The 16556-nt window shown below is 43.2% G+C and carries 19 protein-coding genes; 1 reads left to right on the top strand and 18 read right to left on the bottom strand.

All coding sequences use genetic code 11. The features are described 5' to 3' along the window. Positions 1 to 123: 123 nt before the first annotated feature. From EZM41_RS00680 to EZM41_RS00595, 18 genes are all read right to left on the bottom strand, one after another. Complete coding sequence (locus tag EZM41_RS00680) at positions 124 to 1269, bottom strand: hypothetical protein (protein WP_198468401.1); 1146 nt, start codon at positions 1267 to 1269, stop codon at positions 124 to 126. A gap of 131 nt (positions 1270 to 1400) precedes the next feature. After that, positions 1401 to 2510, bottom strand: coding sequence for a glycosyltransferase (locus EZM41_RS00675; RefSeq protein ID WP_198468399.1), 1110 nt, complete (start codon positions 2508 to 2510; stop codon positions 1401 to 1403). Continuing rightward, positions 2507 to 2896 carry a glycosyltransferase gene (locus EZM41_RS00670; protein ID WP_198468397.1) on the bottom strand — a complete coding sequence of 130 codons (390 nt, stop codon included), beginning with the start codon at positions 2894 to 2896 and terminating at the stop codon, positions 2507 to 2509. The genes EZM41_RS00675 and EZM41_RS00670 overlap by 4 nt, the downstream gene beginning before the upstream one ends. A 195-nt stretch (positions 2897 to 3091) precedes the next feature. After that, positions 3092 to 4408 (bottom strand): hypothetical protein, encoded by a 1317-nt coding sequence (locus EZM41_RS00665; protein ID WP_198468395.1) that lies wholly within the window; start codon positions 4406 to 4408, stop codon positions 3092 to 3094. Between the two features lie 541 nt (positions 4409 to 4949). Further along, on the bottom strand, positions 4950 to 5723 hold the full coding sequence (locus EZM41_RS00660; RefSeq protein WP_198468393.1) for an SDR family oxidoreductase: 774 nt from the start codon (positions 5721 to 5723) through the stop codon (positions 4950 to 4952). Then, positions 5720 to 5959 carry an acyl carrier protein gene (locus tag EZM41_RS00655; RefSeq protein ID WP_198468391.1) on the bottom strand — a complete coding sequence of 80 codons (240 nt, stop codon included), beginning with the start codon at positions 5957 to 5959 and terminating at the stop codon, positions 5720 to 5722. Before EZM41_RS00655 ends, EZM41_RS00660 begins: the two co-directional genes overlap by 4 nt. 24 nt (positions 5960 to 5983) lie before the next feature. Beyond that, on the bottom strand, positions 5984 to 6991 hold the full coding sequence (locus EZM41_RS00650) for a 3-oxoacyl-ACP synthase III family protein (RefSeq protein ID WP_342449183.1): 1008 nt from the start codon (positions 6989 to 6991) through the stop codon (positions 5984 to 5986). A gap of 29 nt (positions 6992 to 7020) precedes the next feature. Then, on the bottom strand, positions 7021 to 7653 hold the full coding sequence (locus tag EZM41_RS00645) for an acyltransferase (RefSeq protein WP_198468387.1): 633 nt from the start codon (positions 7651 to 7653) through the stop codon (positions 7021 to 7023). Positions 7654 to 7684: 31 nt separating this feature from the next. Continuing rightward, positions 7685 to 9121, bottom strand: coding sequence for an oligosaccharide flippase family protein (locus tag EZM41_RS00640; protein WP_198468385.1), 1437 nt, complete (start codon positions 9119 to 9121; stop codon positions 7685 to 7687). Further along, positions 9118 to 10230, bottom strand: coding sequence for a DegT/DnrJ/EryC1/StrS family aminotransferase (locus tag EZM41_RS00635; protein WP_198468384.1), 1113 nt, complete (start codon positions 10228 to 10230; stop codon positions 9118 to 9120). Before EZM41_RS00635 ends, EZM41_RS00640 begins: the two co-directional genes overlap by 4 nt. A 13-nt stretch (positions 10231 to 10243) precedes the next feature. Then, a complete protein-coding gene (locus tag EZM41_RS14135) occupies positions 10244 to 10681 on the bottom strand; it encodes a DapH/DapD/GlmU-related protein (RefSeq protein ID WP_269778828.1) in 438 nt (145 codons plus the stop codon). A 205-nt stretch (positions 10682 to 10886) separates the two neighbouring features. Further along, positions 10887 to 11288: a sugar 3,4-ketoisomerase gene (locus EZM41_RS00625; RefSeq protein WP_198468382.1), complete on the bottom strand. Its 402-nt coding sequence runs from the start codon at positions 11286 to 11288 to the stop codon at positions 10887 to 10889. Between the two features lie 3 nt (positions 11289 to 11291). After that, the gene (gene rfbA / locus EZM41_RS00620) at positions 11292 to 12194 is read right to left on the bottom strand and encodes a glucose-1-phosphate thymidylyltransferase RfbA (protein ID WP_198468380.1); all 903 of its coding nucleotides are present in this window, start codon (positions 12192 to 12194) and stop codon (positions 11292 to 11294) included. Then, on the bottom strand, positions 12191 to 13267 hold the full coding sequence (rfbB, locus tag EZM41_RS00615) for a dTDP-glucose 4,6-dehydratase (protein WP_198468403.1): 1077 nt from the start codon (positions 13265 to 13267) through the stop codon (positions 12191 to 12193). The genes rfbA and rfbB overlap by 4 nt, the downstream gene beginning before the upstream one ends. Positions 13268 to 13719: 452 nt before the next feature. Next, positions 13720 to 14181 (bottom strand): DUF3368 domain-containing protein, encoded by a 462-nt coding sequence (locus tag EZM41_RS00610; protein ID WP_198468378.1) that lies wholly within the window; start codon positions 14179 to 14181, stop codon positions 13720 to 13722. Beyond that, entirely contained in the window at positions 14174 to 14392 is a 219-nt protein-coding gene (locus EZM41_RS00605) for a UPF0175 family protein (protein ID WP_198468377.1), read from the bottom strand. The genes EZM41_RS00610 and EZM41_RS00605 overlap by 8 nt, the downstream gene beginning before the upstream one ends. A gap of 251 nt (positions 14393 to 14643) precedes the next feature. After that, positions 14644 to 14862, bottom strand: a complete 219-nt coding sequence (locus EZM41_RS00600; protein WP_198468375.1) for a type II toxin-antitoxin system HicB family antitoxin — start codon at positions 14860 to 14862, stop codon at positions 14644 to 14646. 462 nt (positions 14863 to 15324) lie between these two features. Further along, entirely contained in the window at positions 15325 to 15867 is a 543-nt protein-coding gene (locus EZM41_RS00595; RefSeq protein WP_198468373.1) for a winged helix-turn-helix domain-containing protein, read from the bottom strand. Between the two features lie 340 nt (positions 15868 to 16207). Between EZM41_RS00595 and EZM41_RS14470 the strand changes: the two genes are divergently transcribed. After that, the coding region (locus EZM41_RS14470) for a GIY-YIG nuclease family protein (RefSeq protein WP_198468371.1) at positions 16208 to 16556 on the top strand (349 nt) is incomplete at its 3' end.

The raw sequence follows: 16556 nt of genomic DNA, 5'->3' as shown, positions 1-16556 counted from the left end.
TGTGAGTACCTGATTTGCGTTTTCATGACTTCCTTCTCTTGAAGAATTTTACTCTCCGTCAATCCCGGGGCGGTTCACGCCTCTGTACTCTATGCTTGAACTTAATGCCTGATACTCTTTATTTTACTGCATTTCATGACCCTGGTGGGGTGAGTTGTGAAACAGGCTCATAACCTTGCGAACAATAGCAGTAATAGTCAGAGCACTCCAAGTCGCGATCAAAGGCCAGAAGCTAAACTTCAAGCGAACCAGGGGGGCTCCAAAAGTAAATAAACTATACGACGAAAAGATCGTTAGTATGTAATAACAATCAACAAGGATAAGGATGACACTGCCGAACAAAAGAGATAAGCCCACCGTAAATAGACAATTTCTTCTCCTGCCCAGAAGTAAGATTACTAAACCAATCACGAAAAGCAGCCCTAAAAATATCCCCTCTATGTTCATGAATAGAGTAGGCATGCTTGTGCCCCGGATACTTACTGTTACCAACAGCCAGTTACTAGCATTCAACGGATTTGGACTTAAGAACATATACACAAGTGTTAAAAAAACTTTAGCGATTGTTAGTAACGTGCCTTTTGAATAAATCAACAATGTGGCGATAGCTCCGAAAAACCCAACACATCGCAATTTGTTGGAGGATTGAAGAAATAAAAACAAGCCAATAACTATCCCTGGGGCATACGGCCTCAGTAAAGTGGCAATCAGTAGGAAGATAATGCCTGAAATACATTTGCTCCTGGAGAATTGTATTGCTGAAAAAACAGAAAAGGCAACAAGCGGGATCTCCTTCATAAAACTCATAGACCAGTATGCCACACTCGGCAAGGTCATCAGTAACACGAATAGGAGTGAGGTAAAAAGGGGATCAGCAAAGAAGGGGGACTCTCTTTTCATGCTGACCGCTTTGACCCAAGCAAAGGAGGATAACATCCATATGATGCCGTAAGGCAAAATAATACTCCACGGCCCAAGAGAGACAAACGCGCCTAGCAATGGTTTAAGAACAAGTGGCAATACTGCGAGTGAGTAAACAAAGCTATGACTTGGATCAAACTGATTGATAAGGATGTTCACTAATTCCGACGCGGAAAATGCCGTGTAATTAGCAAAGTATTGACGCCCATCAACTTGTGGTGGCTCAGGTAATATAGCTATCATTAAACTCACTACACCAATCCAGCCAATTACCCCTATAATTCGTGCCAGCACACCTACTGGAGCCGGACAGATTGCGAGAAAAAGGACAGCACAGACGAAAATCATGAAGAGTCCTACTCCAAAATAGCCGATTGGGGATAAACTCCAGAATTGCACAATCGAAATGTATAAAATCAAGAATATCCATGTCCATAACCAGAATATAGAGACCCTTAACTCGGGACCCGATACATCGATCATTGTCCTGTCACGCTCTGAGGAAAGAGAATTCTTAGGTATTCATTAACAGACCTCTCCAAACTAAAAAAGGCAGCCCTCTCCCTAACATTCTTTCTTGGATTACTAATCGTAGATAAAATAGCTTTTCCTAATCCTTCATAATCTCCAATCTCTACTAACCTACCCCATTTACCATCCTCTAATATTTCTGCCGGGCCGCTAGGACAGTCTGTACTAACTACAGGACAACCACAAGCCATCGCTTCAACCAAGACAGTTGGTAAACCCTCCCATCTTGAAGATAGGGCAAATACACTTGCCCACCTCATATAGGAGTAAGGATTATCCACAAACCCTGGCATGGCAACATCCTTATCCAAACAAAGCTCACGCACCAGCGCTTCTAACTGTGGGCGATCGCTCCCCTCGCCAAGGATAAGTAATCGTGCTGGAAGCTCCTTCCGCACCAAATCGAAGGCGCGGATAAGGGTAGGAAAATCTTTCTGGGCCGTAAGCCGCCCTACCCCAAGGATTACCGGTGGTTCACCAGGAGCAAACCACGGGTGGTTTAGAGGCTCTTCTGCCTTGGCAAGAATCTCAGGTGTAATTACTGGATTATAGATGACACGTAGCTTGCTTTTCACAAATGGAACAAGTTTCAACAGACCATCAGCTACCCCGTTGGATACAGCTACCACTGTATCTGCCCATGGATAACACCAACACACAAATTTTGGGAGCAACCGCATACGCCAATCCCTTGTGTTTCTTACTTGTTCGCACAACATGTTATGCTCTGCTATCACAACCCGAGCAGGAATGCGCGCTATACGCCAAGCGAGCAAAACCGTAACATTTACTGCAGCTCCTGCAGAGAGCAAGGCTACTGGGCGCTCACGTCTAAGATAGCGGACGATACTTGGCAGTGAAGCGTAAATCCGTGGGGCTCCTATATCGACTACACGTGCCCCCTTTGGAACAACATAAGTCCATGAGCCGGTGCGTGTAACCACCAAGTCTACATTTATCCCATAATTCAATAACCCCTCAGCCAGGTTAACTGTTACACGTTCCGCTCCTCCACCGCCCAAGAATGAAGTAAATAATGCTATGCGGTTATGAATCACGCTTCTGCTCCTCCCACTGTACTATGAACCATGTTATAACCTGTGTTGTGAACACTCACCACGGCGCGGCTATGCACTCCAGATAATCCGCACGCCCATATAGTGATAATATTCGCATGATCCATAGCAGACAAAATGGCTTTGGGCTGTTCATTCCTAAGATAGCGCACCAACCCCGGCAGAGCAGCGAGCACTCGACGCGCATGCAAGTCAACCACTCTTACCTTCGGTAACAGCTGTGGCAGGTATGACCCCTCAGCCTTAGCTAGGACTAAATTTACCTCAAAACCTTGCTCAACAAAACCCCTCGCAAGGTTTACCCTCACCCGCTCCACCCCACCACCACATAAAGAAGGGAGAAATAGGGCTATTTTACCATTTTGCATTGCATTTTCTCCAAAAATACATGTTAATCATGGCGACGCTAACTACACCCTCTCTATAAGGTTAGTCGTAGCTGTTACAAAGAAGCAAAAGTATAGCCTTATGTTATTCACCCTCCTTTTTGGGATACTATCCTCTACGCCTTGAAGGTGTCCATGCCCTCAGAGGTTTGGCATGCGCATTTAGCTTTGCTCTCTTTAATTATTTTCCAATACTTTAGCAATTACACTTCTTGCAACCCGGTAATATATCGGTTCTCTATAAATAGGAAACATTTCTGGTGAAAATGAAGAGCTCTCCCAAATATTTATCAATTTTGGCATTATTTTATTTTCATCATAATTATTTCTTACATATTTCCTGCACTTTTCTCCAAGCAATGGTAGCAACTCTTTGTTGTTCATGGCTTGCTTCAAAAGACAGCCAATTTCCCTTCCTATCACTTGGCTTTTGCCTGTTATTTCGAGATATACATCTGAAGCAAGCCCTTTAGGTTGTTGAAAAAGCCAAGTTCCTTTTATCTTTTTTTTGCTTTTTTCATCTCCAGCCTCAATATTTATAGCTGGTATTCCTAAGGCCCCAATATGCAACGAAGAGGTTCCCATGGCAATTCCAACATCATGTTTTACTAAAATGTCATCAAGTTCAGAGACGTGGATTTTGCCTAGATAGTTTATTTCTATTTTGTCAGATTTCAAGTAAGAATGGATGTCTTTTTCGTATCTTTTATTGCCATAACCTATAAGGTTAAATTTTATCTTTGTATTTTTGTTTTCTTCGGCCAAACTCTGCAGTGCATCGAAGATAACCTTAATCGATGGGTTTTTGAAATAATCGAATCGACCGAGCCAAACTACGCGAAAAATTCCATGTGCACTAGGACCTTCCCATACGGCATTATGGTCCTTTGTATCGAAAGGCAGAGGAATTACTGCAGATTTCGGCAAATCGACATCATAATAATATTCGTGATAGCTTTTTACGGAATCGCTCATAAACCAACAGGCATTATTTTTATCAAGTATTTTCAACAAATTCCTTTGATAGTGCCACAGTTTGTTTTTTTTCAAAGGCCTAATGGATTCCTTATATCGAGATAGTCTACTAAAAAATAAACTTGTTGGCCAAGCTTCTGGGTGCAAGAATGAAGTTAAAATTCTTACGTCTTCCGATTTTCTGAATATTGTCATGGCAAGTTGCAAGTTGTTAAAATAAGGAGCATAAACACAAAGTGTGCCTTTGATCGCACTCCTTAACCCTTGTCCCAAGTGTTCCAAATCAAGGATGTCCTCATCATAAAGATATTTTACTCCTTTCCTCGTTTTGGGAAGGCACCAGATATCAACAAACCCTTTTTCACTTGCAGTTAACAACTCTGAATACACAAAATCGTTTTCATGTGTAATCATGATAACTTTTATGTTCTGCCTTGAAAGAAAACGTATAATACGAGCAAGAAGCGTTTCCGCTCCTCCGAGATTGATTGTTGGGTGCAATGTCACAAACTGCTTCAAAATGACACCTCCAAATTCGTTCGCTAAGTTAAATTTCAACGGTTAAGGCTAGTATATTATCATAGGAGTCACCTACTCTATCCACAAAGAATTAGACTTTAGCTTTCTCTATCCTGTTGATATAACTAATCAAAGTATTGCACACCACTATAATGAACCGACCCTCCGCATCCCAGGCATATATGGGACCTGTTCAAGGGCATCGAGCCCACATCTATCTTCAGTGATTTCGAAGCTCATCAACCAACAATGTTTCAGTTAGAACCTATTCAAACATCCTGATCTCTCTGGGTGACCCACCTAGTTCCGTGGTATCTCGCCGGCGCAATCAACCTTATGCACTATCGCACTGCATTGTTGTCCACCAGGAGGAATACTCCTCCGCCCGCTCTCGCACCTCCGGTGTATATCTGTTTTTGTCTTCATATACTCTATCCTCTCAAGAAAGAGAGTCTCCCCCAATGTCGGAGCAGTTCAGTTTACCTTTTTAGCCCAGACACGTAGCACAATGTTCCTACCAGGACCAAGAATTCAATCAATCCTACTGACTGGCGCAGTAACCACCATCGACAACAAAGCTGCTTCCTGTTATCCACCGTGCGGCATTGCTCAACAGAAAACATACACTGTTTGCCACATCTTCAGGTTCTCCGAGGCCGAGAAGATGTTTTTTCGCTATTGCTGAATCAAAAGACTCAAGGTCAGGGTAAAGTGCTTTTATCCTGTTTAGCATGGGCGTGTTAACCCATCCAGGACATACGCAGTTGAAGCGAACCCCCTTAGCGGCATATTCAACTGCGAGAGAGCGAACCGCAGAAACCAACGCGCCCTTTACGGAAGAATACATAGATAGCCCTTCTGAACCTGACATTGCGGCCACAGAGGAAACGGCGACAATAGAAGCGCCTGATGGATCGACGTTCTTCTTTGAGCAAACTGCCTTGGAGAGCATGAAAAAGGCCGTCACGTGCAAGTCATAAAGAAGGCGGTATTCTTCAGGGTCAAACGCCCTTAGGGGAGTGACTGCGAAATCTCCTGCTGAATGTACAAGACCCCCTATAGGGCCGACCTTATCCCTAATAAAGTTAACTAAATCAGGTATTTCTTTAGTTTTTTGGAGATCGAAGGGAAATATCTTAGATGTGTCTTCAGGCAGTTCTTTTTTAGCGTTACTAAGCCTCTCTTCGCTTCGAGAAACCATGGCTACGGTGCCGCCAAGTTCACAGACAAGACGGGAAGTAGCCAGTCCTATTCCTGAAGACGCTCCGGTAACGATTACGTTTTTGCCTAAAAGGAGCATCGGATTTTTTGTCACTTTCCTCCTGCACTTCCTTCTTTCATACGTGAAAGTATGTCTTCCACAGTGACAAGCGCCCTAATTTCTTCCGGTTGCAACCTTACCGAGAAGTGTTTGTCGAGCATGGCGATCAATGAAACCATACCTAACGAATCCCACTCTTGTAGGTCTTCAAGCCTTGTTTCTGGCTTGAGAGTGCCCGGTTCTATGTCAAGCGCCTCAGCTATCAAGGACAGTTTCTCTTCAAGATTCAACTTCACATCACTCCTTGCGTTAGGCTACCACTCGACTATACAGCCGGCCCAGGAATAGCCTACTCCAAATCCCACGAGCATCAATTTATCCCCGCGTTCGATCCTTCCTTCGTCGTAAGCATCCCTAAGCGCTATTGGAATTGTAGCACTGACTGTGTTTCCTTTGTCTATCATGTTTATATAGAATTTCTCTTCAGGAATGCCAATTTTATCCCTCAGGCTTTCGAGCATAAATTTGTTCGCCTGGTGGAAGACATAGAGATCTATGTCTTTTATTTCCATGCCTGTCTTTTCCAACAACGATTTTACGGTGCCTGGAACGGTGTCGAGGGTGAAGTTGAAGATCGCCGGCCCATTCATGTAAAGATTGTTCAGGGAGCGCATGTTTCCCTGTTCGTCTACCGTTTCCTTTGCCGTTTCCTCGCTTCTTGGAAGAGCCATTCCTCCCGCAGGGACGATCAAGTTTTTAGCTCCTTTGCCGTCGGTCCCAAATACAAAATCTCCAATTTTGCATGGTTCACCATCCTTGTGTGTAATCAAGGTTGCGGCTGCTCCGTCTCCAAATATGGTCCTGACGCTCTTGTCTTTGGGGTGTATGTGTTTAGTATAGGTCTCCACAGTAAGGAGCAGTATGTTATTTGCCATCCCTCCCGCTATGAGGCCTTTTGCAAGCGCAAGTCCATACACAAAGCCGGAACATCCGAGGTTAAAATCAAGCGCGCCGCAAGTAGTAGGAAGGCCTATCAGGTCCTGGACGATACAGGCGGTCGTAGGAAGGAAATAATCGGGGCTTTGGGTGCAGAGCAACAGAAAATCGATCTTTTCCTTTGCGAATCCAGACTCGGAAAACAGCTTTTCAGCAGCTTGTGCCGCCAGCTGCGAAGTGGTCTCTGTTGTCGTGACGTGCCTTGTTTCAATCCCTGTCTTTCGATATATTTTCTTGCTATTCCAACCCGAAGAAAACTCTCTTTCAAGGTCATCATTCGTTATTGCACTATTCGGCAAATAATACACAATACAATTGAGTTCCACTGGCAAACCTCCTATCCCTTTAACAACAATCATTTACCGAAAAGCATTTCAACAGGGCCGACAATCCTTGCAGGGTTACCCGTAACAATCATACCTTCCGGAACATTTTTCTTTACAACACTTCCAGCCGCAACAACACTGTTTCTCCCAATATGAACTCCAGGAAGCAATACTGCACCAGCTCCAATACAAACATTTTCTTCTATAGTGGGACCTTGACAGTCTTCGCTATAACCGCTACGACCAAATCGAGAGTCGTTCGCCATAGAGACCCCCACGCTAATAAAAACATTATTGCCAATTATACATCGGCCTGTAACATGCGTATTATCCATGATTCTCACATTCTTCCCAATTTTTACATCTGAATTAATCGTTACATTTCTGCTGATTATTACATCGTCATCGATAAAGACTCTACAAAAGATTGAGCTACTGTCACCGATTAAGACTCGTTTTCCAATTTCCACACCTGCGTATATGGTTACATGTGGACAAATGACACTATTGTCTCCAATGCTGACAGTCGGTTTCATTAAGGCAAGATCCTTTTTTATGGAATTTACAGGCATAGGCATTATGCCAATTACACAAAAATCACCGAATCTGACACTTGGCGCAAACTGAACATTCTCCAATATTTGGCAGCAAGAACCATTCATTTCCTCATCCCTCGTTTCTCGTTTTTGGTGATCATTCCTTTTTACAAAGCGGCATTTTCCACAAACTGGGAATAAGTTTTTTGATCTCAGAAAAGTAGATTGCTAAAATTAGAACAAGGAAAACAAAGCTTATAACAATCGTTATGTTTGGCTGCAAATTCGCGAGAATTAGACTTAATCCACCACATCCAAAAATAATGTTTACTCGCCAGCTTCCATAAATAAGCCTCATTTTCTTAACAATAGCGAAAGCCAAAGCTAAGGAAACAACGTAGCCAAGTAGGGTGGCGATTGCAGCTCCTTTGATACCCATCCGGGGGATAAGAACCCAATTTAAGACCACATTGGTAACAGCGCCAAAACTCAAAATAACGGTTGAAAGATAACCTTTCTTGACTACAAGGAGCTGGCTCCCTAGAATTTGGTACAACATTAATAGTAAAGGCGAAAGAAACAAGAATGGGAATACCACTGACGCCTTACGGTAAGTTTCACCCACGATCAACTCAAAAAACCAGTCCACAAAAGGGAGCAAGAAAAACAGGCTGGCAACGGACAAAATCCCTAACACTTCGAACACATGCGACATAAGACGAGTGTGGTCCTCGTCTTTCATTGTAGAAAACGCAAAGTATTGCCAACCTCCTGCAAAAGCCATGTAAATGCCTTGACTTATTGATGAGAATCGCGCCCCAATTCCGTAAAGCCCTACAGCCTCTAAACCAATCATCCGACTCAACATGAAACGATCACAGGAGGTAAACACCCAGTAGGTCAGAAAAGTAGGTGTCAGAGGTATGCCCATCTTCAACAGTCCCCGGATATGCTCTTTTTTTATAGCTTTTGGCGAAAAGAAGGCGTGGTTTAAAATACCGTAAATCATAAGAACTATAAAGCTACTTACCATATTGCCATAAACAAGACCCTCAAGTGGTTTTCCCTGCCACGCAAGTGTCATGGCTATCAAGTAATAAACAAAAGGAGCCAGTAAAGAAAGAAGAATAATTCTTTTCCTCTGATTTTGCATTCTACTTGGAGCAGCAATGATTTCTCTTATAGCACCGCTCGCTATAACCATTCCCGCAATGGGAATCAGCCAGCCATAACCGTCAGCAAAAGCAACGTCCGAAGCATAGAGGATCAAGGAAACAATAAGAATGAGAACGCTTATAGAAGAAACAATTGCCAAAGAACTGGAGCAAATCTGTCGGTGAAACTGCGAATCCGAATCATCGAAAAAAAGACGAAACATCGCATCGTAACAACCTAGCACCGCTATAGGTGTAGCAAACCGGATTACAACAGTATAAATGTCGAAAACCCCAAAAACAACAGGGTCTGTGACCAATCGTGTCAGGATGGGCAACATGAGAAATGGCACTACCTTTGTCAGTATGTTACCCATACCATAAATAAAAAAATTCTCTAAAAGCAACTTTCCTCTGCTTTCAATGATTGCCTTTCTCATCTATCTAAAAACCTGTTTACGGTATCGACTACATACTCAATTTCATCAGAAGTCATACCGCAGTAAAGAGGCAAGCTGAGGACAGTATTGGCAAGGTGTTCTGTAATGGGAAAAGATCCCCGAGAATACCCAAGGTCTGAATATGCTTTAGAAAGGTGTGGCGGGATGGGATAATGGATCTGGGTTTGGATTCCTTTTTCCTTAAGCCATGTTTGCAACGCGTCGCGATTGTTGCACTGGACGACAAACTGGTGCCATGTGTGGCGCGCTTCCGGACGAACTTTAGGTAACCGGACGGTTGGATTGTTAATGCCAGCCAGGTACAATTGGGCTATGGCTTCCCGTTCTGCAAGAATTTCCTCCAAGTGGCCTAGCCGGATCCGCAAAAGTGCAGCCTGTATTTCATCCAGCCTTGAATTTACTCCCGTGGTTTCATTCTGGTATTTGATCTTGCTGCCATAGTTTCTGAGGGCTCTCAGCTTATCAGCAAACACCGGATTATCCGTCACAACAGCTCCCGCATCTCCGAAAGCCCCCAGGTTCTTCGTCGGATAAAACGAAAAACACCCGAGTATGCCAAAGGCCCCTGTCATTTTATCCTTATAGGTAGACCCGTGGGACTGTGCGCAATCCTCAATTAACGGAATGCCCGTTCGCTTTGAAATTACAGTGATGGGTTCCATGTCGCAAGGCTGGCCATAAAGATGAACGACCATGATTGCTTTTGTTTTCGGAGTGATCGCTGTCTCGATCAAATTTGCGTCGATCCCATGGAATTCGTCCGGTTCAACGAATATTGGTTTTGCTCTGTTTTCCGTGATTGCCAGCACTGTGGCAATGTAGGTGTTAGCCTGGACAATGACCTCGTCGCCTTCGCCAATACCAAGCGCGCGAAGCGAAAGGGTTAAAGCATCCAGGCCCGAGTTGACGCCAACACAATGTAAGCATCCAACATAACGAGCAAACTCTTTTTCAAAGGCCTCGAGTTCGGGACCCATGATATACCAGCCAGAACGAAGAGCACGAAGGGCTGCTTGCTTATATTCATCTTCGTGTTTAAGATAAAGGAAATCCAAACGGTTAAAAAGAACTTTCTTTTCCTTTTTCAATCGCTACACCCTCCTATTGGCCGGGCTCAATAAGTTTGATCACTTTAGCAGGGTTACCCGCGATAATGACATTCGAGGGAAATTTTTTACCCGTTACAACTGATCCTGCTCCAATTATAGAGTTATCTCCGATACAAGCTCCTTTAAGAATCATTACATTATTACCTATCCATACATTTCTTCCAATGATAACCGGCTTTGACTCCCCGAGACAAGATCTTCTTTTCGATGGATCAATATTATGAGCATCAGAATCTGTAATTTGAACATTTCTTCCAATAAGTGTGTTTTCTTGTATTTCGACTCGGGTTACCGCTACTATTACTAAACCGTTATTAACCAATACATCATCCCCAATTATTAATTCTGAATCTGTATACCTAGCCTGAAGTTCACAACAAGAGTTCCAAAAACCCCCCATTACGAACCCCAAAATTGCACCTGTCTCCAATCGTAATCCTTCCCTTTCCCAAAAACCTAATCGACTGTTGAGGAACTAATTTCTTCCCAAGCGTCACTTTCGCAGAGCAAAAAACAAAGAGGCCTTCAAATTAAAGATTTTAAACAATCCCTCAGCGTGGGAATAAGCCCACCGGAAAGCCGCTCTAGGATTCCTTATTGCTTTCTTTATTTTTTCAATAAACAAACAGCTCACCTTAATTCTTACCCTGAACTATCTCTTCAAGAAAATTGGAGTACTGCCGTATGTAATCGGATTCGTTAAAAGAATCTGATGCAAGAACTAAAAGAATACTATCTTTTTGCATCCATTTCATCGTATGCCAAACTAAAGGGCCAACATATAATGCATCCTCTGGATTATCAAGCGTTACTCTCTCTTTTATTTCCTTGCCATTGTCCATGGTTACTTCTATAGTTCCATGGGGACAGATGAGTATCTGCTTAAGGGTTTTATGTGCATGATGACCTCTAACTTCTCCAGCTGCAACATTTTTCGTGAAATAAACCCGACGAATGGGAAAGCTAAAAACTTCACCCTCAAAAACAAAAATATCTCCACTAGGATCGTGAATTTTTTGAAGTTTTTTGATATTCATTTCTCATCTCGCCTTCCCTTTTGCGAGATCTGTCACATCGTGTTCGAGCAATTGTATAAGGTATTCCCCGTATCCGTTTTTCATACCTTTAGCTACTTCGGTAAGCTGCTTCTCGGTGATATAGCCGTGCCGCCAGGCGATCTCTTCGGGGCAGGAAATCATAAAGCCCTGCCGATTCTGGATGGTGGCCACGAATTGTGAGGCCTCTAATAAACTGTCGTGGGTTCCCGTGTCAAACCAAGCGAAACCTCGCCCCATGATCTTGACATTGAGCTGTTCTTCCTCAAGGTAAAGTCGATTGATGTCAGTTATTTCAAGTTCTCCTCGCTCCGAGGGCCTAGTAGAACAAGCTTTTTGAACCACTGTGCTGTCGTAAAAGTAAAGCCCTACGATGGCGTAATGAGATCTGGACTTCAAGGGTTTTTCCTCCAGGGAGATAACTTTCTTTTGATCGTCAAATTCGACGATGCCATAACGTTCTGGATCTTTTACGGGGTAGCCAAAGATAGTAGCGCCCGCTTCCTGTTTAACGGCTTCTTGGAGTATGCTCGTCAAACCCTGACCGTAGAAAAGATTGTCTCCAAGAATAAGAGCACAACCTTCTCCAGCGATGAATTCCTCTCCGATAATAAAGGCTTGACCCAAACCTTCAGGCCTAGGTTGAACCGCATAGGAAATGGCAAGCCCCCACTGGCTTCCATCGCCGAGAAGGCGTTTAAAGTTCGCCTGGTCTTCCGGAGTGGTGATTATGAGGATATCACGAATACCGGCAAGCATTAGTGTGCTCAAGGGATAGTAAATCATGGGTTTGTCGTAAACAGGAAGCAACTGCTTACTCGTACTAAGGGTGACCGGATAAAGCCGAGTGCCACTTCCGCCTGCGAGGATAATGCCTTTTTGGATCATTTCCCTGTTCCCTCCCTGCGGTTACCAAGGCCAAGCCGCTCGAGGTTATATTTCCCTTGGGTAACTTCTTTTACCCACCATTGGTTATCCAGGTACCATTTTACCGTTTTTTCGAGGCCTGTTTCAAAGCTCTCCTTGGGTTTCCAGCCAAGTTCGCGCTGGATCTTTTCTGCATTGATGGCATAGCGCCGGTCATGGCCCGGTCGATCAGTGACGAAGATTATCTGGTCCCTGTAGGAAGCATTATACCCTTTGGGCCGAAGATCATCCAACAAATCACAGAGGGCCTGAACCACCTCGAGATTAGTCTTTTCGTTGTGACCACCAATGTTGTAGGTTTCACCGGGGCGACCTTTTTCAAAAACTTCAACAAGGGCTTCACAATGATCCTCAACGTAGAGCCAGTCGCGGATGTTGCTACCATCGCCATATACAGGAAGGGGCTTGCCATTGAAAGCTGATATGATCATGAGAGGTATGAGTTTTTCCGGAAATTGATAAGGGCCGTAGTTGTTTGAACAGTTCGTTATTAGTGTTGGAAGACCGTAGGTGTGAAAGAAAGCCCGCACCAGGTGATCTGATGATGCTTTCGAGGCGGAGTATGGCGAACGAGGATTGTAAGGTGTAGTTTCCGTGAAGTACCCCTCTGGGTCTAAAGAGCCAAAAACCTCGTCGGTAGAGACATGGAGGAAACGGAACGTTTCTTTTGCAGGGTGGTCAAGGTTTTCCCAGTACTCCAAGGTAGCCTTGAGAAGTCTGTAAGTTCCCATGATATTAGTCTGAATGAAATCGTCGGGCGCATCTATGGAACGGTCCACGTGGCTTTCAGCCGCAAGATTTAGGATTCCCGATGGCTGTTCTTTGGCTAAAATTTTTCTTAATAGGTCTGTATCGGCGATGTCGCCATGAACAAAATTATATGATGGGTTGTTCTCGACATCTCGTACAGATGCAAGGTTACCAGCATATGTTAGTTTGTCCAGGTTAATGACACGGTAGCCTTGCTTAAGACAGTATCGTACAAGGTTTGACCCGATAAAACCGCAACCTCCAGTTATGAGTAGCGTTCGCATTCTGTTCACTGCATGCTCCTTTGCTCTTTGGAGTCTTTACTTTCTGTGTTTCTTAGCCTCTACTAACTTTCTTCGTTATGCTTATTACATTTTACATCTTACGTTTTGTGTCTTACATCTCACCTATCACGTCTCACATTCACTTTCACATTCTTCACTCGTCACTCATTACTGATCACTCATCACCATCTTTACTCCACAACCCAATCCCTTCCTCTACTTTTAGCGTGCCCTTAAACTTTCCAAATTCGTCTTAACTCAACATGCCTCCGGGGTCAGGTTTTTACTTTTGACGTTTCTTGGTCTGCCCTAACTTTTGCTCTTCTTGCTCTTGCTTTCACTCTCACCCTCGTATTCACTTATTACCGATCACTCATCACTCACTTTCAAATTTTGAGACATCTATATCTCAGGGATTTGGTATACTGTACATATGATTGTGCTCACCATGTTTACGATTTTTTCTTCCTCATCTTTAGTTCGTCAATAAGGCCATCTGAAATGCGAAAACCAAGCCTTCTTAATTCTAAAACAGTTTTATATGAACTTTCAATGACCCTCCTCTCCTCAGCTTTGATCAAGAGTCCTAAAGTGCCTGTTAGTTTTATAGACAACTTTTCTGCCACTCTCCGAGCCTTGGCATCGTCTATTATGGCTCTTATACCTTCCTCATAAGCGTACGCAATTGTTTCAGCTTCTCCTAATCCAAGATTTAGTTCTTCTGTTAGGGCTATAATTAACTTAGAGCGAACATCGACCACCTCGGCACAGGAAATAAAGGGACTCACTCCAAATTCAACAATCACGCTTTTAGGAACGTAAACTTTTTCGTAAAGCTCACAAAGAAGGGGTAACAGCGCTGCTTTATCAAGAACTATTAAGCACGAGGTATCAACGACACACCTATCAGGCATTTCGAAATTCTTTATCTAAATTTATATCTTCAAAAATTACCGGAGATATCCCCTTTTTCAAAAGGAGCTCCGCAAAGGATCTTTCAGAGAAACCCGCTATTTCAGCCGCTTTACCCAGAGATATTTTGCCTTCTTCCAAGAGTTTGATGGCTAAGGCTAACTTTAATTCTTCGTCCTCAAGATTTACTTCGGGTATTTCAAGCACTTTCATTAAATTTCCTCCTCACTTGCCTCACGATTAATTCAATTACTCAAGTTTCCTCGGGTTTAATATATATCTTTATTTTTGGTGTTTCTTAGCCTGCCCTAACTTTTGCTCTTCTTGCTCTTATTTTCCACTCTCACCTTCACATTCACTCATCACTCTTCACTGATTACTCATCACTCACTCTCACTTCCACTCTCACATCCACTTTCACATTTTTCACGCATTATGTCTCACATATTATGACGTCAGTTGTGTCACGCGTAAAGCAATCTCCCTTTCGGTTCAGGGATCTCCTTGCCAAGTTCCTTTGCGGTTTCTACCCATTCTCTGATCACAATTAGAGCGTTTTTAATGGCTTCTTCGTAGGTTTTGCCATCGGCCATGCAGCCCGGTAGTTCAGGCACTTCCACAATAAAAGCGTCGTCTTCCTTGCTCCAATATATAATCATTTCATATTTTATGTAATCTTCCATATTTAATTCTCCTTTTCTAAATGAAATTTATATTTCAAAAACAAATTTCTTACTTGCCTTACCTGATACGATTTTGCTTTACCATCCTTGAGTGGTTGCAAATTTACAATTTCATCGACGTTATCTTTAGTGAATATGTAATGATCACCTTTAATTCGTTCACAAAAACCATATTCCAACAGAAGTTTTCTCAAATCACGAAATCTTATGTTGCTATCATTTGCACCAGAAAAAACTTTATCCAAAACCTTATTTTTGCTCATAGTTTTTAGAGTTACAAACCTCCGAGGTCAGGTCTTTACTTTTGGTGTTTCTTAGTCTGCCCTAACTTTTGCTCTTCTCGCTCTTGCTTTCACTCTCACCCTCACATTCACTCATTACTCTTCACTGATTACTCATCACTCACACTCACTTCCACTCTCACATCCACTTCCACATTTTTCACTCATCACTCATTACTGTTCACTCATCACCGTTTTTATTCCACAACCCAATCCCTTCCTCTACTTTTAGCGTGCTCTTAAACTTTCCAAATTCGTCTTCGCTCAAAGCCAAAAAGCGGATTTTGCGGTGGATCAAAGACTCTACTTTGTCGATGAGCTTTTGAAGGTAGCTTTGGTCGACGCGGCCTACTAAAACAAGGTCGATAATGCCGGAATCGATCCCTTTTGCGTAGTCGCCCACGATAAAGGCAGAACGCACATCCCCGAGTTGAGAAAGGATTTGCGGAATGAGTTGGTCGATCCCCGTAAATTTTCGCACCATGCTCTGTATTTCAGGGAAAAGGGGGTGGTGTGGGTTAGCCTGATATACTTTGGTTCTGCCCTCTTCCGCTGAAGTTAAAAGCCCGGCTTGCGCAAGTCGGTTTAGCTCAAGGCGAACCGCATTGGTGGATTCGCCGAATTCTTCGGCCAATTCCCTTAAATAAGACTTGCTCTCGGGATTCAAGAAAAATTTAAGCAAAAGCTTCACCCTCGTTTGCGAGGTGATCAAAGTATCTAACATGCTTTCCAAAATACCACCTGTTTTTAGGTTTACCTTTCATGAGTAAAAATACTACCTGTAAATGGGTGTGTCAAGGGGCTGTGAGAAACGTGAGATGTAAGACGTGAGAAATGTGAGATGTGAGATATACTGAACACCTGAGGGTATGGAACACAGGATGAGGGCATGAAACAATGAGGAGTCTGAAAACGCACAAAGATTTGGATGTTTGGAAGGAGTTGTTACCAAAGTTTATGAAATCGTCAGTGAGTTTCCAAAGGAGGAAAAGTATAGTCTGGTGGACCAGGTAAAAGGTCTGTTGTTTCGATACCAAGCAATGTAGTTCACCCCGTGGAATAACATGTACTACGTGCATGTACTTTATAGTGAAGTTGATGGGAAATTATATGTTGGCTTCACCTCTGATTTGCAGAACAGGTTAAAGCTTCATCGGGCAGGTAGAAGGGGGCAAACCCCAGAGTCAGGTCTTTACTTTTTGTGTTTCTTAGCCTGCCCTAATCCTTGTTCTACTTTTTACAATCATACACTCGCATGCACATTTTTCACTCTTCACTCATCACTGATCACTCATCACTCATTACTGATCACTCATCACTTTTCACGCCTCACGGCCTTTCCTCTTGGCTCAGCAATTTATCATCCATTTAGGCCACTCCCAAAAGTTTCAACCGATTCCGATAGTATTCTTG

The organism is Acetomicrobium sp. S15 = DSM 107314 (assembly GCF_016125955.1).
GTDB classification, from domain to species: domain Bacteria; phylum Synergistota; class Synergistia; order Synergistales; family Thermosynergistaceae; genus Thermosynergistes; species Thermosynergistes pyruvativorans.
The sequence above is the reverse complement of the archived record's forward strand: the minus strand, read 5'-3'. Positions and strand labels throughout refer to the sequence as shown.